The sequence below is a fragment of the Aeromonas ichthyocola genome (assembly GCF_046087985.1).
Classification (GTDB): domain Bacteria; phylum Pseudomonadota; class Gammaproteobacteria; order Enterobacterales; family Aeromonadaceae; genus Aeromonas; species Aeromonas rivipollensis.
Window position 1 is genome coordinate 158,990 of sequence record NZ_JBJSWH010000001.1, and the last position, 19,982, is coordinate 178,971.

14 protein-coding genes and 3 pseudogenes are annotated in these 19,982 nt (G+C 63.7%); 5 read left to right on the forward strand and 12 right to left on the reverse strand.

Features of this window, described 5'->3' with window-relative positions; translation table 11 throughout:
- Positions 1-26: 26 nt before the first annotated feature.
- The 5 genes from amoA to ACF2JD_RS00735 are packed head-to-tail and all read right to left on the reverse strand — an operon-like array spanning position 27 to position 7,663.
- On the reverse strand, positions 27-776 hold the full coding sequence (gene amoA / locus ACF2JD_RS00715) for an amonabactin biosynthesis protein AmoA (protein ID WP_440986545.1): 750 nt from the start codon (positions 774-776) through the stop codon (positions 27-29).
- Positions 777-796: 20 nt separating this feature from the next.
- Positions 797-3,898, reverse strand: a complete 3,102-nt coding sequence (gene amoF / locus ACF2JD_RS00720; protein WP_440986546.1) for an amonabactin biosynthesis non-ribosomal peptide synthetase AmoF — start codon at positions 3,896-3,898, stop codon at positions 797-799.
- Entirely contained in the window at positions 3,895-4,818 is a 924-nt protein-coding gene (amoB, locus tag ACF2JD_RS00725) for an amonabactin biosynthesis bifunctional protein AmoB (RefSeq protein ID WP_440986547.1), read from the reverse strand. Before amoB ends, amoF begins: the two co-directional genes overlap by 4 nt.
- A 23-nt stretch (positions 4,819-4,841) precedes the next feature.
- On the reverse strand, positions 4,842-6,503 hold the full coding sequence (locus ACF2JD_RS00730) for a (2,3-dihydroxybenzoyl)adenylate synthase (protein ID WP_440986548.1): 1,662 nt from the start codon (positions 6,501-6,503) through the stop codon (positions 4,842-4,844).
- Positions 6,500-7,663 (reverse strand): isochorismate synthase, encoded by a 1,164-nt coding sequence (locus ACF2JD_RS00735; RefSeq protein WP_440986549.1) that lies wholly within the window; start codon positions 7,661-7,663, stop codon positions 6,500-6,502. Before ACF2JD_RS00735 ends, ACF2JD_RS00730 begins: the two co-directional genes overlap by 4 nt.
- A 320-nt stretch (positions 7,664-7,983) precedes the next feature.
- Here ACF2JD_RS00735 and ACF2JD_RS00740 point away from each other — a divergent pair, with 320 nt between their 5' ends.
- From ACF2JD_RS00740 to ACF2JD_RS00750, 3 genes and pseudogenes are all read left to right on the forward strand, one after another.
- On the forward strand, positions 7,984-8,535 hold the full coding sequence (locus ACF2JD_RS00740) for a lipoprotein (RefSeq protein ID WP_025326676.1): 552 nt from the start codon (positions 7,984-7,986) through the stop codon (positions 8,533-8,535).
- A 148-nt stretch (positions 8,536-8,683) separates the two neighbouring features.
- Positions 8,684-10,682 (forward strand): annotated as a pseudogene (locus ACF2JD_RS00745) (hypothetical protein).
- Between the two features lie 108 nt (positions 10,683-10,790).
- Positions 10,791-12,010 (forward strand): IS3 family transposase gene (locus ACF2JD_RS00750; RefSeq protein ID WP_440986865.1). Its coding sequence is split into 2 segments (ribosomal slippage): positions 10,791-11,139 and positions 11,139-12,010, totalling 1,221 coding nucleotides; the frame shifts between segments, so codons are not numbered across the junction.
- 60 nt (positions 12,011-12,070) lie between these two features.
- Here the strand turns inward: ACF2JD_RS00750 and glgC are convergent.
- Positions 12,071-13,347: pseudogene (glgC, locus tag ACF2JD_RS00755) on the reverse strand (glucose-1-phosphate adenylyltransferase).
- 220 nt (positions 13,348-13,567) lie between these two features.
- Between glgC and ACF2JD_RS00760 the strand changes: the two are divergent.
- Positions 13,568-14,578 carry a diguanylate cyclase domain-containing protein gene (locus tag ACF2JD_RS00760; RefSeq protein WP_440986550.1) on the forward strand — a complete coding sequence of 337 codons (1,011 nt, stop codon included), beginning with the start codon at positions 13,568-13,570 and terminating at the stop codon, positions 14,576-14,578.
- Positions 14,476-15,114: pseudogene (locus tag ACF2JD_RS00765) on the forward strand (EAL domain-containing protein). The gene ACF2JD_RS00760 and the pseudogene ACF2JD_RS00765 overlap by 103 nt, the downstream one beginning before the upstream one ends.
- Positions 15,115-15,134: 20 nt before the next feature.
- On the opposite strand, the gene ACF2JD_RS00770 reads toward ACF2JD_RS00765, so the two are convergent.
- From ACF2JD_RS00770 to ACF2JD_RS00795, 6 genes are all read right to left on the reverse strand, one after another.
- Entirely contained in the window at positions 15,135-15,629 is a 495-nt protein-coding gene (locus tag ACF2JD_RS00770) for a hypothetical protein (protein WP_440986551.1), read from the reverse strand.
- Between the two features lie 167 nt (positions 15,630-15,796).
- Positions 15,797-16,159: a DUF2750 domain-containing protein gene (locus ACF2JD_RS00775; RefSeq protein ID WP_010674427.1), complete on the reverse strand. Its 363-nt coding sequence runs from the start codon at positions 16,157-16,159 to the stop codon at positions 15,797-15,799.
- A 136-nt stretch (positions 16,160-16,295) separates the two neighbouring features.
- Positions 16,296-17,612, reverse strand: a complete 1,317-nt coding sequence (locus ACF2JD_RS00780; RefSeq protein WP_440986552.1) for a methyl-accepting chemotaxis protein — start codon at positions 17,610-17,612, stop codon at positions 16,296-16,298.
- A 28-nt stretch (positions 17,613-17,640) separates the two neighbouring features.
- Complete coding sequence (locus tag ACF2JD_RS00785; protein ID WP_440986553.1) at positions 17,641-17,928, reverse strand: cache domain-containing protein; 288 nt, start codon at positions 17,926-17,928, stop codon at positions 17,641-17,643.
- Between the two features lie 161 nt (positions 17,929-18,089).
- Positions 18,090-19,394 carry an inosine/guanosine kinase gene (locus tag ACF2JD_RS00790; RefSeq protein ID WP_171275944.1) on the reverse strand — a complete coding sequence of 435 codons (1,305 nt, stop codon included), beginning with the start codon at positions 19,392-19,394 and terminating at the stop codon, positions 18,090-18,092.
- A 186-nt stretch (positions 19,395-19,580) separates the two neighbouring features.
- On the reverse strand, positions 19,581-19,973 hold the full coding sequence (locus ACF2JD_RS00795) for an MAPEG family protein (RefSeq protein ID WP_025326669.1): 393 nt from the start codon (positions 19,971-19,973) through the stop codon (positions 19,581-19,583).
- Positions 19,974-19,982 lie beyond the last annotated feature (9 nt).

Below are 19,982 nucleotides of genomic sequence, written 5' to 3' on the forward strand. Positions count from 1 at the left end.
CTCTGGCGCTTCTAGGCGGTGTGCAATCAGGCACTTAGTGTGGCGCCGCCGTCGACGACCAGATCCTGCAGCGTGATATGGCTGGCCAAGTCCGAGGCCAGGAAGAGCACGGTATGGGCGATCTCCGCCGGGGTAGCTACCTTTCGCAGGGGGATACCGAGCTTGAACAGCTCCGGCAGCCCGGCAATGGTGCGGGCCATGGCCTCCTCGTTCGGCAGCATGCCGCGCAGCATGGGGGTGTCCGTCGAGCCCGGCGACACCAGATTGGCGCGCACGCCGAAGGGTGCCAGCTCCAGCCCCACCGTCTGGGTCAGGCTGGTGACCGCCGCCTTGGAGGCGCAATAGGCCGCCATCTGCATGCGCGGCACATGGGCGGCGTTGGAGCCTATGGTGACGATGGCACCGCGCTTCTGTCCCTTGAAGTGGGGCACCAGGGCCCGCAGCAGATAGAAGACACCGCTGGCGTTGACCGTCATGCAATCGTGCCAGTCGTCATCGCTCAGCGCCTCGGTGGGGCCGAGGCGCAGCACACCGGCCCCGTTGACCAGCACATCCAGCCCTCCGTCTGCCAGCAGTTGCTCGCAGCAGGCGTTCACCGCTGCGGCATCGCCAATATCGAGCAGCCGGGGGGCATAGGGGTAGTCGGCTTCGGGAAACGCCAGATCCAGTCCCACCACGATTGCTCCGGCCGCCACGAACTGCGTCGCCACCTCGCGGCCGATGCCGCGCCCGGCCCCGGTCACCCAGACCCGCTTGCCACTGAAATCAAAGGCCATTGCTTGTTGCTCCTTGTTCATCACCACACCATCTCCACGCTCTCTTCATCCTCGGAAAGCAGGCTGTCGAGGAAGCGGCAGAAGTCGTCCAGACGGGGGTGATCGAAGACATCGGAGACCTTGACCTGCACCCCGAACTCGGCGCCGAGCCGGTTGACTATCTGTATGGTCTGCAGGGACTGGCCCCCCAGCTCGAAGAAGTTGTCCGCAGGCGCCATGGTGGCCAGCCCCAGGATCTGCTGCCAGATGGCGCCGACTCTGTTCTCAGTCTCGCTGCCAAGGGTCAAGGCTTCGCCGCCCGCCTGGTAGGCGGCCAGCAGGGCTTTGCGATCCAGCTTGTTGGAGCCGGTGCGAGGCAGCTGGTCATAGTGGCGATAGTCGGTGGGGATCATGGCGGCGGGCAGCACCCTGGCGAGCTGCGCCTTGATGACCCGACTGTCGCGCTCCGGCCCCGCCACGAAGGCCACCAGCCGGCGCACGCTGCCGATGCTCACCCCCTGCACACAGGCCTCATCCACCCCCGGCAGGGCCAACAACTGGGCCTCCACCTCACCGGGCTGAATGCGATAGCCGCTTATCTTGAATTCGTTGTCGCGCCGGCCCAGATAAACCAGCCGGCCGGCCGCCAGCCGCACCCGATCGCCTGTGCGATAGACGGGCAGATCCTCTTCACCGATCCTCAGGGTGCCAAAGCTCCCTTGCACGCCCCCCACATAGCCGTTGGCCAGCTGTGGCCCGAGCAGCACCAGCTCACCCTCGATGGCGGGTTGCTCCCCCGCCCCCAGAATGAGCGCCTGCATGCCGGGCAGCGGCAGGCCTATGGGCAGCTGGGCCTGGTTCGGATCTTCCTGCTGCAGCTCCTGGGTGGTCACCACCACTGTGGTTTCGGTGGGGCCGTAGGTGTTGAAGAGACGCACATCGGAGCGGCCCTGGCGCTGCCACTGGGCTAGCTGCTCGGGGTAGACCGCCTCGCCACCTATGATGACGGTGGCCAGATTGGCAGGGATGTGGGCCTGACCCGCCGTCAGCGCCACCACCCACTCGTTCCAGAATGCGGTTGGCAGATCGAGGTGGGTGATCCCCATCTGCTCCACCCCGGCCGCAAAGGCGGGCATGGATTCGAGCAGGGCGTCGGTGCGCAGCACCAAGGTGGCACCGGCGCTTAAGGTAGCGAACACCTCCTCTATGCTGGCGTCGAAGTTGAAGGGGGCGAATTGCAGCATCCGCGCTCCTTCATCCAGGTGATAGCGGCAGCGGGCCGCGGCGGCGAAGTGATCCAGCGCCCCGTGGCTGACCGCCACCCCCTTGGGCAGGCCGGTCGAGCCCGAGGTGAACATCAGGTAGGCGACGGCGCGGCCGGCGGCAGGCTGATTGAGCCGATCGTCGCTCACCAGGTCCCCCGCCAGCAGGGTGCGGCCCTCAAACAGGCTGGCCAGCTTGTGACGATACTCGGCCTGGGTGATCAGGGTCTTGACCTCCCCCAGCCGCAGTATATGGCCCTGGCGCTCCAGCGGCTGCTCGGGGTCGAGGGGCACATAGACGGCGCCCGCCAGCAGCACCGCCAGCTGGGCGAAGATGGCCTGGGGGGTGCGGGCCAGCATGACCCCCACCTTGTCGCCGGGAGCGACACCGGCAGTCTGCAAAGCGGCCGCCATCTGTTCGGATCTGGCCAGTAGCGCCTCGTAGCTGACGCTCGCCTCTCCCTGCTCCGTGCTCTGAATCAAGGCAATCTTGTCCGGGGTCTGGGCGGCGAAGTGGCAGAGCGCATCCAGTACGGGGCGCACCTGGAGAGCTTCATGGGCTGGGCCGGCGATCAGGGCTCTGGCTCGATCCTCCGCCAGCCAGTCGGCCTTGAGCGCCCCCAGGGTCTGGGCGGGCTCGGCCAGCCAGCGTCCCAGCAGGGCAAACAGGGTATCGGCGATGGCCGCCAGATCTCCCTGCTGGTAGCAGCCGGGGTTGGCGTCCAGATCCAGTCTGGGCTGGCCATCGGCGCCGACCTGCACCTCTATGGTGAGATCCTCCACCGGCCCGGCGCTGATGTTGAGGATATGAGCACTGAGCGGCCCGAAGCGGCGGGCGTGATCAAACGGCATGATGTTGACCAGGGGGCCGAACAGCCGCTTGTCCCCCCCCACCAGGCCAAGGTCGCGGCGCAGCAGCTCGTAGCGGTAGTGCTGATGCTTGCGCACCCCGCGCTTGGCCTTGGCCACGGCGCCGGCCGCCCCCGCCAGATCCAGTTCTTCACCAAGATCGAGGGCAAGGGGGGTGATGTTCATCTGCATGCAGGGCACGGTCAGGGACGCAGACCCGATGCGGTTCATCATCATCAGGCCGAGCAGGGTCTGGCTCTGGCCGCTCGACAGCGACAGCTGGGCCGAGAGGCCGGCCAGCAGCAGATCCGGCCAGCCCAGCTTGTGCTCGTCGGCAAAGCCGGTCAGCGCCTGCCACAGCGCCGCCGGCAGGGGGCGGCTCTCGCGGATAAATTCGGCGGCGATGGGCGCGCGGGTGTCACCAAAGGACTTCACCTCGGGCCAGCCTTGCAGCTGCTCCTGCCAGAAGCTGCGGGCGGCGGCGTTCTTGCCGCTCTGCTCGCGGCTCGCCTCTTCGGCCAGCACCTCAGCCAAGGAGCCGAAGGGGGATGGGGAGTCCATTTCCCCGACCAGCTCCTCTGCATAAAGCTCGGCGATACGCTGGAACAGCAAGGTGGTGCCAAAGCCGTCGAGAGCGATGTGGTGCACGCAGCTGTAGAGGTAATCGCGGCCGGGGCCACGCAGCAGGGCGAAGCGGCAGGGTGCTTGGCTCGTCAGCTCGAACGGACGGCGCAGATCTGCCCAGGCCCAGGTGCGGGCCAACGTCTCGTCATCGCGCTCGAGGGAGACCTCTTCATAGGCCAGGGGCAGCTCGGCCGGGACGAAGCAGACCGTCTCGCCGTCCTGCTCGAAGTGGCCCTTGAGCGCCTCGCACTCCCCCACCGCCTTGGCAAGGGCCGCAGCCAGCACGGCCGCCTCGACCTTGCCGTCAAAGGCGATGCACTCGGCGGTGTTGAACATCGCCTTGTCGTCATTGAGCAGATGTCCGGACCAGAGCCCCTGCTGGGGTATGGTCAAGGGGAAGCGGTTCATGGGGTCACCTCCAGCGCCTGGGCTGCCAGCCTGGCCTCGATGAGGCGCCACCAGCCATTGAGGGTCGGCAGCTTGGCCAAGTCCACGAAGCCCAACTCCACCCCGGCGGCGCGCCACTCGGTGAGCAGGGACATGATACGCACCGAGTCGAGGCCGTAGTCGATAAGGTTCTCGTCCGGGTCAAACTCCCCTTCCTCCTCGTCGATATGACTCAACAGCCGCGCCTTGAGCCCCTCATATGTCAGCAACGGATTGGTCAGGAGCGGATTGCTCTGGGCGGCAGAAGCAGAAGCCGGGGCAAGGGCCAGCACCTCCTCGCTGAGCACCACCTTGCCGCAGCGGGTCGCCACGTAGTCGAGCGCCATCTGGTGGTCGGCCAGGGAGAAATCCGCCACCCCGTCCGCCAAGAAGAAGGGCTGGATGTCGCGCATGAAGGCGTCACAGGCGGTCATCATGCAGCCGATATGGCCGTAGATGCCGCCTATGATGAGCTGATCCCGCCCCAGGTCTTTGAGCATCTGTTCGAGTTCGGAGCGCTGGAAGGCGCTGTAGCGCCACTTGACCAACACAATATCGTCACGCTCCGGACGCAGTGCTGCCACCACCTGTTGCAGCTCGGGACTCTTGTTGAGACCCGGGCCCCACATGTCGTTGAGCAGGGCCCTGTCCTCGGGGGCCTGATCCTTGGGTTGGGCGGTGTAGAAAACCGGAATGCCGAGGGCCTTGCACTGCTTGCGCACGGCGACCAGGCGCTCGGTCAGGGCCGCGATCAGCGGGCTGTTTTCGCCATAGAAGGCGGTGAAGTACTCCTGCATGTCGTGGATCAGCAGGGCGGCGCGCTTGGGGTTCAGGGTCCAGTTGACCTTGTTGGCCTTCCACTGGCTGGGCATGGCGTAGTTGTTCAGGGTTGGGATAGCCATAACGTCATGATTCCTTTTTAGTTTTAAGCTGTTGTCAGGGGCTGGCCGGCGGCGATGATCTCGGCGATACGCGCCCGCAGCCCCTGCTTGTCAATCTTGCCCACCGCCGTCATGGGCAGGGCATCCAGAGTTTCGAAACGGTCGGGCAGCTTGAAATCCGCCACGCCGCGCTCACGCAGAAACTTGCGCAAGGCCAGCGGCTTCAAGGCGGGATCCGTGCTGACGATGAAGGCGCAGCTCTTCTCCCCCATGGCGCTGTCGGGCATGGAGACCAGGGCCGCCTGGGTGATGGCCGGGTGGTGCAGCAGCTGGTTCTCCACCTCTTCCGCCGCTATCTTCTCGCCGCCCCGGTTGATCTGATCCTTTAGCCGCCCCACAACCGTGAGGTAGCCATCGGCATCCTGCACCACCAGATCGCCGGAGCAGTAGAAGCCATCGGCATCGAACACACGGGCGTTGTGGGTCGGGCTCTGGTAGTAGCCGCGGAAGGTGTAGGGGCCCCGGGTGTGCAGGGCGCCGGGCTGGCCCGGGGCAACCGGGTTGCCCTCCTCGTCCAGCACGCGCACCTCGTCATCCGGGCTCATGGGATGGCCCTGGGTGTGAATGACCTTGTCGTCCGGGTCATCCAGCCGGGTGTAGTTGACCAGCCCCTCCGCCATGCCGAACACCTGCTGCAGCCGACAGCCGAGCAGCGGGGTGATCTTGCGCGCCACCGCTTCGGCGAGCTTGGCACCGCCCACCTGCAGCAGGTCGAGGCTCTCAAGCTGACTGCGGACGGACGGATCAGATTCGGCCGCCTGCAACCAGAGGGAGACCGCCGGCGGCACCAGTGAGCAGAGGTTGATCTGGTGGCGGGCAATCAGCGGGAAACAGCTGATGGGGCTAGGATCGGGTGCGAGCACCACGGCGCCGCCCGCCTCGAACACCCCCAAGGCGCCAGGGGAGCTCAAGGGGAAGTTGTGGGGCGCCGGCAGGGCGCACAGATAGCGGGTATGGGGGCCGAGTCCACAGATTTCATTGCTGCGGCGCACGCTGTAGTAGTAGTCGTCATGGGTGCGGGGTATGAGCTTGGGGGTGCCTGTGCTGCCGCCGGAGAGCTGGAAGAAGGCCACCTCGTCCGCCGGAGTCGGGCCACATTTCACCGGCTCACTCTCATCCAACTGCGCCAGCCAGCGGGTCAGCCCCAGCTCCCCCCCGTCGCCATCCAGCAGCACCAGCTCGGCGCCGATGGTTGTCAGCAGCTCGCTCTCGCGACCCTTGCTCTCAAACAGCGGATGGGCCAGCGAGCCGACAAAGAGGCGCGGTGTGATCTGTTCGGCATAAGAGAGGAGCTCCAGCCGGTTGTGGCTAAAGAGCGCGTTGACCGGAGCAATGCCAGCCTTGAGCAGGGCGAAGAACACCAGATAGAACTCGGCCACGTTGGGGAGCTGCACCAGAGCGGTATCCCCCACCCCCAGGCCGCAGTGGGCCAATCGCCCGGCCAATCGGCTCGAGGCGGCGTCCAGCTCGCGATAGCTGAAGCGGCGCTCGCCGCAGAGGATAGCCTCGGCATCGGGGGCCAGCTCGCACTGGCGCGCCAGCATGGCGGTCAGGGGCTCTCCGCGCCAATAGCCCTTGGCGCGGTACTGCTGGGCCAGCTCCTCGGGCCAGCGGCTATAGGGCAGGAAACGGCTGGCATCGCTCATTGCGCCACCTCCAGACTCAGGCCCAGGGCTTTCAACATGGTACCCAGCTTGGTGCCGGTCTCGGCCCACTCCATGGCGGGATCCGAGCCTGCCACTATGCCCGCGCCGGCAAACAGCTCCACCTGGTGGCCATCGAGCACGCCGCAGCGGATCACCACGGCCCACTCGCCGTTGCCCTGGCTGTCACACCAGCCGACGATGCCGCTAAACAGGGCGCGCCTGAAGGGCTCCTGCTCGCGGATGAACTGGCGCGCCAGATCCGTGGGATAACCACACAGGGCCGGGGTGGGATGGAGTTGGCAGGCAAGAGAGAGCACTGAGGCATCGCTGCCATGCAGCTGGCCCGCTATGGGGGTACCCAGATGCCAGAGGGTGTCGGTGCTCATCAGGGTGGGTTTTTGGGGGATCGCCAGCTCACGGCAATGAGGGGTCAGCACCCGGCGGATCTCGTCGATCACCAACTTGTGTTCATGCTGATCCTTGCGAGAGGCCAGCAGATCCCGGGCCACCGCCTCGTCCTGCACCGGCTCGCTCGCCCGTCTGGCGGAACCCGCCAGCGGGTGGGTGAAGACCTCTCCCCCGCTGACCCGCAGCAGCAGCTCGGGGCTGGCCCCAAGCAGTCGACGGCCCTGGCCGAGCGGCAGGGAGAAGTGGAAGGCGTGGGGGTTCTGAGCCATCAGGCGGGCCAGCACCCGCTCGGGGTCGGCGGGCTTGTGCAGGGTAAGGATCAGCTTGCGCGACAGCACCACCTTGGCGAGCTTGCCTTGGGCGAACGCATCCAACGCGGCGCTGACCGAAGACTTGAACTCGGCGGCGGCGGGCGTGCTGTTGGCCGAGATCACCTGGTTGGCCATGTTGGGCATGGCCTCGGGCGCGGCACGCTCCCCCCGCTCATAGCGGCCGGGCACATAGAGACAGGAGGCTTCCGCCGGATCGAAGGCGAAGGCACCGATGAGCAAGGGGTTGGCCTGGCCGGCGGCCTTGGCGGCATCGAGGGCCCGGGTTATCTGCTGCGCCAACAGAGGCCAGTCACCGGCTGGGGTCGCTATGGGTTGACCCAGGTCATAGGCACCAAGGCTCCCCTGACCCGAGGTAAACAAGAAGTCTGGCGGTGTGTCCGCCTCGGCAGGTGCGCCATTTTCCATTACACGAGTATTCACGTTACACCCTCAAAAAGATTCAAAATGATAATGATTATCAGTTTGATTTTGTGCGGCGGTAAAATACTCGCTTTGAAATCACGGGGTCAATGGGATTTTGAGTCGATAAAACAGGGGCTTTTCTATGGGTATTGGCACTATGGCGCCGCGGCTGGCCTGCCGGCGCAGGGGTGGCAACGCTACTCGAATGAACACGAAATGCCATCCCCATATGGGGGATGCGACAGAAACGGGGTCAGGCTGCCCCCACTGGCGGCCGACCCGCTTTGCCCCTAAGATGGCGCCATCTGTTGTTGCCACCCATTTGATGGAACCTTCCCATGTTAAAGCACCTGCTTCTGCTCCCCTTCGCCCTGCTGCTGGCGGCCTGCTCCCTCACCCAGTACAGCGTCAGCGAGGGCGAGATCAACCAGTACCTCAAGGAGCGAGTCGCCTTCGAGAAACAGCTGGGGATCCCCGGCATCATGTCGAGCAAGATCCGCCTGGACGACATGGAGAGTCGCATCGGTCGCACCCGCGCCGACAGGGTAGAGCTGGATGCCGCCGGTGATCTGGAGGTAGCGAGCCCCCTTGGCAGCCAGCAGATGAAGATCCGCCTCTCCCTCAGTGCCCGCCCGGACTATGTGGCCGAGCAGGGCGCCATCTACCTGCGTGACCTCGAACTCATCTCGGTCAAGACAGAGCCGGCCGACGTGGGCGCCGCCCTCACGCCGCTGCTGCCCACCTTCAACCAGTCCCTCTCCCTCTTCCTCTCCCAGACCCCTGTCTATCGGCTGGATGGCAGTCGCAAGAACGAGGCCAGGATCAAGGAGAAGGTCGAGGCCCTCAAGGTGGAGCCCGGTCGTCTGGTGATCCCCTTCAAGCTGATGTAACCCCTGCCGCCGCGCCCCCCTCTCCCCAGACCCCAGGGGCGCGGTTTTTCGCTTCTAAAGTTTCCTCCCTTGCCTCATAATGCACACCATTCTCATTTAGATTCATGAGAAGCGTCATAATAAAATCAAACATATGGGTGAAAAGGACATGAGAAAAACCGTACTGGTGCAGGCGATCGCCTGTGCACTGCTCAGCAGCGCCGCGCACGCTGCCGTCAAGGTGGAAGACAAGACCTTCAACACCGCCGCCAGCATGCTGGCCTATACCGAATTCGAACTCTCCGGCGAGCCGCTGGCCGAAGCCCTGGGGCTGGATCTGGACGTGCTGGACGCCAACCGCGCCGATGAACCGACTCCCTTCGACTTCGCCGCCGGCATCGAATCCTATGAGTACTCCGAAGAGGCGATGTACGCCCTCAACTACCAGTCCGGCATGGGCCCGCACCTGGTGAACGGGCCGCAGAACCAGGCCCGTGGCGGCACCCTGGCCGACCTTGGCAAGCGGGTACTGGCCATGGCCGACGCCGTCGGCTTCCCGGCCGATGAGGTGCCCCAAGGCATGTATCCCCCTCTCCCTGCCCTACGCCTCCGCCAACCCGGAGTTCGCCCAAGCGGTGAACGCCGCCCCGGTCAACGGCGATCAGCTCACCATCAAGACCGCCAAGGGCACCGAGAAATCGGTCAAGACCCAGGTCCCGGCCTACTTCCGCGACTACGCCACCCTGCGCTGGAGCGGCAGTGACAACCTGCTGGTCCCGGCGGCCGTGGGCGGCATACTGCTCAAGGAAGTGATGTGGTCCCAGGACTTCCTCGGCGGCATGCACGTGGCCGAGAGCGATGAAGAGGTGGAAGCCGCGTCCGCCACCATGGATCAGGATGGCAAGCACAAGCTCGGCGTCTCCGCCGCCGACGGCTTCAACGGCATGATGCTGACCGAGCAGTCCATCGACAAGCTGGCCATACTGCAGGGCCAGCTCGGCTTCGATGGCAAGCAGCTCGGCGCCAAGATCAGCCCCCAGTACGATCCGGCCAAGAGTGTCGTCTACTTCCCCCATCAGGTGAAAGTGACCGAAACCAGCAAGAACGACGTCGGTGCCATCGGCAAGCTTGAGGTGGTGGACGGCTCAGCCCAGTTGCGCGATGCCTGGATGCTGCTGTGGCCGCTCTCCGAGTTCTACGCCTTCAGCGATCAGCGCAGCGCCAACACCAACCAGAACCCGGCCTTCCACGCCGTGTTTGACGGCGCCCCCTTCGCCGCCGCCCCGGCCGCCAACAAGGCCAATGATCTGGCCAAGGCAGTGGCGGGCAGCGATGCCTTCTCCCTGGCGCTGAACCTCTCCAACCTGACCTTCAAGAACCTGGCCGCCCTGCACTTCGAGCCCAAGGCCGGTACCCTGGTGGACAGCTGGCAAGAGGGCAAGCAGAGCGCTCACGTCACCACCTTCGACGCCGCCTACGCCCTGGTCGCCCTGCAGATCTTCCAGCGCGCCCAGGATGCCCTGCCGGTCGGTTACGCCGCAGGTGACAACGGCGAGCTGAACCTCAAGACCCAGCAGGGTCAACAGGCACTCGAGCTGGTACGCAAGCAGGCTGACTTCATCCTCGGCAAGCTGGTGGGCAAGAACGGCCTGGTCCACGACGGCCTGACCCTGGGTGGGTCGCTGGATGCCGGTCAATCCATAGAGGCGCAATTTGCCGCCATCCGTGGCCTGACCGCCGCCTTCCTGGCCACCTCGGATGCCAAGTACCGCACTGCCGCACGGGATCTCTTCATCGCCACCGACAAGGCCTACTTCAATGCCAAGGCGGGCACCTGGCTGGCGGGCAAGCAGGGTGAATACACCCCCTGGACCCAGGCTGCCATCTCCGGCGCCCTGCGCTCTGCCATGCTGAACCTGCGCAACGAAGGGGCCGAGAAGGCACCCGAGCTGGAGCTGGCCAAGCTGACCGGCCAGTACGTTAGCTGGTTCCGTGGCACAGTCAACGGCGGCATGCAGATGGCCGAGTGGGTCGGCGACTCCGGCGAGAACGTCATCGACAGCGCCGGTGGTGACACCGACGAAGACGGCGTGCCCCAGGTGACTGCCGCGGGCGGCAAGCACGGCACCGCCATGGTGATGGCCGGCAAGGCCATCGTCAGCGAATAAGTCAGCGATGACCGCATGAAAAAGGGAGCCTTCAAGGCTCCCTTTTTGTTGGTCTTGTCCCGTCCTGAATATGGTTTACACCTTTCCCCCCAATCAATGGAGAACCCGATGGGACAAGGTGTGAAACGGACACAGCGCGATTACTCGCTGACTTTTAAACTGGCGCTGGTCGAGCAGATTGAAAAAGGCGAGCTCACCTGCCAGCAGGCACAAGCCCGATATGGCATTCAGGGCAACTCCACCGTTCTGGTATGGTTGCGTAAACATGGTCGGCAGGATTGGAGCCAGGGGGCTTCTGTGCGCGCCGGCAGGAGCATCACCATGCCTGACCCCGACAACCAGACGCCCGAACAGCGCATCAAGGAACTCGAGCAGCAGCTAGCGCTGATGAGCCAGAAGGCCCAGTTCTTTGAGGCCGTCGTCGATGTATTGAAGAACGACTACGGCGTCTCCATCGTAAAAAAGCGACCCGGCAAGTCCTCTCGCAACGGCAAGTCGAGAGGCTGACCATCGTCAGGGCTTGCCGGTTTCTGGGGATAAGCCGTCAGGCTTACTACAAGCGCAATCGGGTTGCAGACCTGCGCCACGCACAAGGATTGCAGGTGGTGCGCTTTGTGCGCAAAGTTCGGCTGCGACAGCCACGGGTGGGCACCCGTAAGCTGCATTATCTGCTGCAGGGCCAGGACGATGCCGGGCTGAAGGTCGGGCGGGACAGGCTGTTTCAGATATTGGCCGAGCACCGCCTGCTGGTGCCGCCCGGGCGGGCGTATCACAAGACCACCCACAGTTTTCACCGCTTCTACCGTCATCCCAACTTGCTCAAGGCAGGGCCGGAGCAGGTCACGCCGGTGGCTCCAGAGCAAGTCTGGGTCGCCGACATTACTTATCTGCCAGCCAGGAGCGGGCCGCTGTACCTGAGCCTGGTGACGGATGCTTACTCACGCAAGATAGTGGGTCATCACGTGCACGAAGGGATGCACGCCGAGTCGGTGGCGATGGCGTTCAGACAGGCGCTGAAGCAACGGCGTGGCGGCGGGGAGCTTATCCATCACTCGGACCGCGGCGTGCAGTATTGCTCGGGCCTGTATCAGTCATTGCATGCACGGTACGGGGTGAAATGCTCGATGACGGATGGCTATGACTGTTACCAGAATGCGTTGGCGGAGCGGGTGAATGGGATATTGAAAGGAGAGTTGCTGCTGCAAAGCCCACAGGACCTGGCGCAAGCGCGGGAGATGGTGCGCGAGGCGGTGGATATTTACAACCTGGAGCGACCACATCATGCGTTGGCATACAGAACCCCCGATGCAGTACATCGGGGGTTCTGAGTCACGTGAAGCTAGACGAAAATGTGTAAACCTATTTCAGGACTAGACATCTCAGGCTCATCAGCCGAGCTTGGCCACCATCTCCTTGGTCACCAGCACGATTCCCTGCTCGGAGCGGTAGAAGCGACGGGCATCCTCGTCCGCGTTCTCCCCCACCACAAGAGGCCATCGGGCAGCTTGCAGCCCTTGTCCACCACCACCCGGCGCAGGCGGCAGCCCGCCCCCACTTCGACCCCGGGGAAGATCACCGCCTGATCCAGGGTGCAGAAGGAGTGCACCCGCACATTGGTGAAGAGCACAGAGTTCAGCACGAAGGAGCCGCTGACGATGGAGCCGCCCGCGAACATGGAGTTGATGGTCATGCCGTGCTGGCCGTTTCTGTCCTGCACGAACTTGGCGGGGGGCGACATGTTCTGACTGGTCCAGATGGGCCAGTTCTCGTCATAGATGTCGAGCTCGGGCACCACGGAGGCGAGATCCATGTTCGCCTCCCAGAAGGAGTCCAGAGTCCCCACGTCGCGCCAGTAGGGCTTTTGCCCTTCCTTGGCACCGACGCAGGAGATGGTGAAGGGGTGCGCAAAGGCCTTGCCCTCTCCCACTATGCGCGGGATCACGTCCATGCCGAAGTCGTGCTTGGACTCCAGATTGTGGATGTCCTCCTCCAGCAGCTGATAGAGGTATTCCGCATCAAAGATGTAGATCCCCATGGAGGCCAGGGAGATCTGGTCATTGCCCGGCATGGCGGGCGGGTTGGCCGGTTTCTCCACGAAGGCGCGGATCTTGCGCTGCTCGTCGATGTCCATGACCCCGAAGGCGGACGCCTCCGCGCGCGGCACCTCGATGCAGGCCACCGTCACCTTGGCGCCGAGGCGCACGTGATCGAGCAGCATGGCGGCATAGTCCATCTTGTAGATGTGATCCCCCGCCAGCACCACTATGTATTTGGGGCCGTAGTCACGAATGATGTCGACGTTCTGGTAGATGGCATCGGCGGTGCCGCGATACCAGTGCACCTCGTCCACCCGCTGCTGGGCGGGCAGCAGATCGATGAACTCGTTCATCTGATAGCGCAGGAAGGACCAGCCAGATTGCAGGTGGCGCAGCAGGCTGTGGGACTTGTACTGGGTGACCACACCCACCCGGCGAATGCCGGAGTTGATGCAGTTGGAAAGCACGAAATCGATGATGCGGAACTTGCCGCCGAAATGGACGGCGGGCTTGGCGCGATTGTCGGTCAACTGCTTCAGGCGACTACCGCGTCCCCCTGCGAGCACCAAGGCCATACTCTGATTCAATAGTTGCCGTGCTTTGGCTGTGTCTACGGGTTCTAGCAACATATCTACCTCTGCCTTGTTTTGGTCCATTTTCGATTCATCTTCGCCTGTTTCCGGCGCCATGAAAGTGGTTTCACTCACATTTAACTGATTTCAATTGGCCCTTTTCCATGGAGTTGCTCGAGGATCTCATGCTTTGCGGCGCGAGCTTGGTTAATTTCAGCATCAAGCACATCATCAAGGATGACACCATGTTGAACAAGCTCGGGAGCAACCACTGCTGGTGATCGCTCTCCTCTGTGCTCCCCTGCTGCTGTTGCAGGGGCTCTGGCTCGCCTTCACCAGCACGCTGCTGACCCTGCTTATCATCCTCGCCACCAGCCTGCTCGGCTTCGGCTTGCTGAGCATGCTGACCCTGCGCCTCCAGCAGATGGCAGCGCAGCATCAGGAGCAGGTGTGGTGCCGGGCGCTGCAGCTGCGCGACCCCACTTGCCTGACCACCCCCGAGGCCCAGGCAGCCCTGCTGCAACTGCTCGCCCACTTCAACGAGGCCGAGCGCGATGCTCACCGCCAGATCAGCGAGCTGCACAACCAGGCGACCCAGGACGAACTGACCCAGCTGCAAAACCGCCACGCCTTTCGCCGCGACATGACCGAGCTGCTGCAGCGGGATCAGGACACCCAGACCGCCACCCTGGTGCTGATCCGCGCCACCGAGCTTGGCAAGCTCAACGCCCAGCGCGGCTTTCAGTCCGGGGATGCCTACATCAAGGATATCGCCAATATCATCACCAGGGTGGTCAGCCGCTTCCCGGGCCATCAGGTCTATCGCATCTCGGGGGCCGACTTCGCGGTGCTGGTGCAGCCGGTCGCCAACATCCCGCCCCCCCTGCTCGGGCGGGATCTGAAGATGGCCTTCGATCACTATCAGCAGCAGCATGAACTGGAGAGCGCCGCTTACTCCGGGCTGACCCGGCTCAGCAGCGGCCAGAAGATCGAGGCCATTCTGGCCAGGGCGGATCTGGCGCTGGCCCGCGCCCAGACCGAGACGGTCAACGGCTGGGCCATCCAGCAGGATGACAGCGTGGTGGAGCTGCAGGGGCAGCATCACTGGAAGCTGGTACTGACCGAGCTGCTGGAGCAGGAGCGCATCAGCTTCACCTACCAGCCGATCCAGCCCTGCACCGCAGCATGCTGGCCTACAACGAGATCTACACCCGTTTCAGCAGTGCCGACGGCACTGTGCTGCCCACCGACACCCTGTTCGCCATGGCCCAGCGGCTGGACATGGTGATGCGGCTGGAACAGATGCTGGTGACCCACATCATGCGCCAGTACCGGGCCTTTGGCGCGAATCAGAGTCGCTGGGGCATCAACCTCTCCAGCAACCTGCTGCAAAACAGCGCCTTTCTGATCTGGCTGGACCGCCAGCTGCTCAAGGACCCCAACACCAGCGCCAACCTGGTGTTCGAACTGGATGAAGAGCATCTGGAGCGCAACCTGACCGGGGCCAAGCGGGTGTTGAACTGCTCAGGCGCAACGGCAGTCGCTCCGCCATCTGCAACTTCGGCAAGGGGATAGGGTCCTTCACCCTGCTTCGCGAGCTCAAGCCCGACTACATCAAGCTGGATCCGCCCTCATCACCGGGCTGGAGCAGGACTGACCAACCAGCAGTTCGTGCGGATGATAGTCGACGTGTCACACCGGATGGGGTGTCAGGTGATAGCGGAAGGGGTGGAGCAGCTGGGTCAGAAGCAGCTGCTGCAGGGCATGTATGTGGACGGGATTGCAGGGCTATCTCATCGCCAAGCCCCAGCAGTTGCGGCCTGATATCAGCCATCCGGGGGTCTTCACTGGGGACGTTTCAACTTCAGCAGGGTCAGAATGATGTCATTGAGCTGGCGATAGCGCTCCAGCTCCTTCTGATCGTAACGGGTCGCCAGCATGGTCGGGTTGTGGCGGTTCTTGAGGTAACGGTTGATCTGCAGACGATTGAAACCGGCCACCTTGTAGACCTGACCGAGCAAGGCATTGAGCTCCTCGTCCGCCAGTCCCGCCCGGGCGAGGTAATCCTCCTGGGCCGGGCTCTCCAGCTGGCAGCTCTGCTTGGCGATGCGGCCGGTCTCCTGCAGATAGCTGAGCCACTGCTCCAGGTAGAGCGGCTTGCAGCCCGCCAGCAGATTGAAGAAGCCCACCGCATCGCAGCGGCAGTCGGTCAGCAGCAGCACCGCCAGTTGATCGTCATCGCAGCGGAAGGTGACGGGGCCGCTCTGCCCCCAGTCCAGCGCCTGAACCCGGATCTCGGCTCGCGCCCCTGCAACGCCGGTGACGTCGAATACAAACATGGCTCCTCCCGCTCGGCAAAAGGTTGATGATGGACCATCCCTCTGACGGGTGCAAAGGCAAATCGCCTTTTCATTCAGTATTCTGCAAGCCGGCCATAAAAAAACCGACATCCTCGCGGATATCGGTTCTCATCAGACGGGGCAGGCCCGGCTCAATGCAGTGTGGTTCAGGCGTCTAGCTCAACCAGCGCCTTGGCCAGCTCGATGGGCTCGAGCTCCTGGCCTTCCAGATCGGCGTTCCAGTTCGGGCCGACCAGCACATCGTCTTCGTCCAGATCGTTGATCCAGATGTCGAGAAACTCTTCGAGCTCGATCACTTCCGGCTCGTAGTCCGCCCACTCGTCCACGCAGTGCAGACGGGCATCGCCCTCGGCAGACCACAGCGGCATGACGTCGGCATCTTCGAACTCGGCGGAGCGGCACACCACCCAGTCTTCACCGTAACGCAGACCCCACACCTGACCCGACTCGCGGACTTCTTCGATGAACAGCTGGAAATTGGCGTCAAGATTGTCAGTTAACTTACTCATGGGGCTCTCTCTCTATCGGGTGCTGCGGCCACGGCAGTGCCGAGTGGCAATGCGGTGGCCAAATGGTGTCGCAAAAGTGACATGGACTCAAGCATCTTACCGCTCTTGCGCCCCAATATCCCTGACGCGTCGGGGATCAGGTACGGTATTGACTCACTAGCGCACTCAACTCATCGCTCGAGTGTGCCAACGCGCTCGTCGCCTGCTCCGTCTGGCAGTTCTGGGCCTGCGCTTCCCTGGCCTGCTGGGAGATGGAGACCAGGGCGGTCGTATTATATTCATCGGCCGCCTTGCTCTGCTCGCTGGCGGCTGTGGCGATCTGGCTATTCATGGCATTGATGGTGTGCACAGATCCATCGATGGCATGAATGGCGCCGTCGGCATCACCTGCCCTGTCGGCGGTGGAGCGGGAGAGTTGCTGCAACTGGGTGATGCCACTGACCACCCGGCCCGCCCCTTCCTGCAGCCGCAGGATCATCTGCCGGATCTCGTCGGTGGAGCTGTGGGTGCGGGTCGCCAGGGTGCGCACCTCGTCGGCCACCACAGCGAAGCCACGCCCCTGCTCGCCGGCCCGGGCCGCCTCAATGGCGGCATTGAGGGCCAGCAGGTTGGTCTGCTCCGCCACCCCCCGGATCACGTCAAGCACTGAGCCAATCTGCTGGGTCTCCTGCTCGAGCTGGCTCACCGCCTGCACCGTCTCCACCATCTCGTCCGCCAGCTGGCTGATGGTCTCCCTGGTCTGGGCCACCACCTGACGCCCGTGCTGGGCGAGATTGAGCGCGGAGTCCGCCGCCTCGGCGGCCTGGGCCGCGTGCTGGCCCACCTCCCTGCTGCTCACCGTCATCTGCTCCATGGCGCTGGCCACCCGCAGGGTGTCCTGCTCCTGGCCGGTGACGATGGCGCCGGTCCGGTCGACGATCTGGGCCAGCTGGTGCGCCTGCTCCCGGTTCTGGGCCGTGATCTGCTGGCTGCGCCCCACCAGTTGCGCCATCTGGCCGGCGAAGAGGTTGAAGTTGACCGAGAGCTGGCTCAGTTCGTCCCGGCCCGACTCCGGCAGCCGAAAACGCAGATCCCCCTCCCCCCTGGCGATGTTGCCGAGGGCCGATACCGACTGGGAAAGGGGCACCACTATGCTGCGCACTATGAGCCCGACCACGGCAAACAGCAGTATGGCCAGCACCAGGCCTATCCCGAGCAGGGTGCGCAGCACCTCCTGATACTGGGCCTCGACGTCGTCCACATAGACGCCGGTACCGATGATCCAGTCCCAGGGGGCGAAGCGCTTGATGTAGGAGATCTTGCGCACCGGCTCCTCCACCCCGGGCTTGGGCCAGTAGTAGGCCACCTCTCCCGCGCCCTGCGCCTTCGCCAGATCGGCGAAGGCCACAAACAGCCTGAGCCCCTGCTTGTCCTCCACCCCGGAGAGATCCTTGCCGTCCAGCTCGGGTTTCATGGGGTGCATTACCATGGTGGGGTGGCTGTCATTGATCCAGAAGTAATCCTCCTCGCCGTAGCCGCAGCCCCTTGATCGCCGCGAGGGCCTCGGCCTTGGCGCGCCCCTCGTCGAGCTCCCCCTTGCGTACCCTGGCCTCGAATCCGGCCACCAGGCTGTAGGCGGTCTCGACCTGGGCCCGGGTCTGACGGCTCTTCTCCCCCATCAGCCCCTGCTGATAGATCTGCAGGCAGAAGAACAGCAGCAGTCCCAGTAGCGCCAGCACCATCAGGGTCACCAGCGACAGGCGCCGGCCGATACTCCATTGTCTCAACATACCCTAGTCCCGAACCAGCTACATGTTGTTAACAAGGTATGTCGCCATGGCGCGGCCTGTCCACGATGACAGCAAAAGCAGTGCCAAAAACATGATCCAGCCCCAAAAACAAGAAAGGGTGCCCAGTGGCACCCTTTCTTGTTGTCGACCGGATGACGGTATCAGCGCTCCCAGTACACCTCTTCCAGGCTGTCTTCCTTCTCCGGCAGGCCGCGGGAGAGACGCGGGCTGCTCTGGGCCAGCACCTCGTAGCTCACCCGGTTGGCGTACTTGCACACCTGGGCCAGGGAGGAGTAGGTGAGGAACTCGGAGAGGTGCTTGGCGGAGTTCGGCACATTCATGCGGTGATAGGCGTTGGCCACCATGTCGTGCAGCACCGCGGACAGGGCACCATCCCCGGCACCATTGGTGTTCTTGATCTTCTCCGGGCCGCCCATGTAGGGGGAGATATGGGAGTAGATCCGCGCCGGATTGCGGCACTTCTCGCGGGCCATGGGGCGGCTGAACTCATACATGTTGAACTCGGGGATCACCCCGGGCAGCAGGGTATGGGTGGTCTCGCGCTTGTAGTCTTCCTCGGTGTAACTCGCCATGTAGAGGCCGATGGGACCGGCGGTGCAGAGCACCATGTCGGCCCAGTCCAGCGCCTTGTCGGCTGCGCCGAGCGGATCTTTGATCCCGGTCAGGGCCTCGGCCTCGTCCTCGTTCATGGCGAGCACTGTCACGTTCTCGCTGATGAAGTCACGCCACCACTGGGGGTTCTCGTCGATGACGAAACGGGTGCCCAGGGTCAGCACCACGGGCACACCGGCCTCGCGGGCATAACGGACGGCAGCCATGGCCGCCTCCTTCATGGGAGTGCCGTCGGCGCCGCGCACCAGGTAGGCGGTGATCACCAGGGCGGAGGAGTCCTTGATGATGGCCTCAGGGATGTGCTCCACATCCAGGTGGTCCATCTTGCCGGCGTTGATGCCAAAGCTGCGCTCGCCCCCTTCGGTGATGAAGGTGAAGCAGCGACCGACAGGGCCGTCCACCGGCTGCAGGTAGTCGAGGTTGACCCGGGATGAGGTGTTGCACAGATAGCGGTAGGCGTAGCTGCCGATGCGGATGTCCTGGCTCATCACCCCGAGCAGGATGGAGTGGGAATCGGCCAACACAGAGTAGTTGTGCATGGTGTTGCCGATAGTGCCGCCGGCAAACTCGCTCACCACCATGTTGTTGGCCTTGAGCTCTTCATAGACCCGCTCGGCCACGTCATCGGAGATGAGCATGGAGTGACCCTTGCTCAGGCCGTACCGGTTCAGAAAGTCCTCGTCCACATGGGCTTCGATATCCACCAGAGTCTGATCTATACCCACCACATAGGCCTTGCCCAGTTCGGTGAGCTGGGGATTTTGCGGGATCAGGGGATCACGCCTGTCGACCGGGAAGTAGTGTTTGGACTTGCGCTGACCGGGAAATTTCATGGCAATCTTCTGTGCTCTGGGGGAAAGAGGGGCGGGATTTTAACACAATCCACCCCGCCGAAAAGTCGCCCGATTAAAATATGGGGTCAGTATAGGCAAGGGTTTGCGAGGAAAACGTTTGATCTTCCCCCCTCAAAAAACCACCTCGCGCTGAGGTGGTTTTTCGCACTCAAGTGGCCTCTGGCATCAGCCGAATGACAAGCCCTGCACCAGCGCCAGCACCGAGAAGAGTCCCAGGGACAGCCAGAAAAACAGGGTGCCAAACAGGCGCGGCTTGTTCGGCGCCTTGGGGATCTGGATGCCGATGGCGTGCAGTATGCGCCCCACCAGCAGCAGCGCCCCACCCAGGTGCAGCCAGAGCGCTCCCACCCCGGCCAGCTCGCACAGGGCCATCAGCAAGAGGGTGAGCGGCACGTACTCGGCGAAGTTGCCGTGGGCACGGATGGCGGAGAGCATCTCGGGCGCCTCCCCTTCCCCTATCATCACCTTGAACTGGGCACGGCGCTTGACCACCCAGAACGAGAGCAGCAGGAACAAGAGCCCCAGCAGGCCGCCGTAGATCAGCGTGATATGCATCATCAAGACACT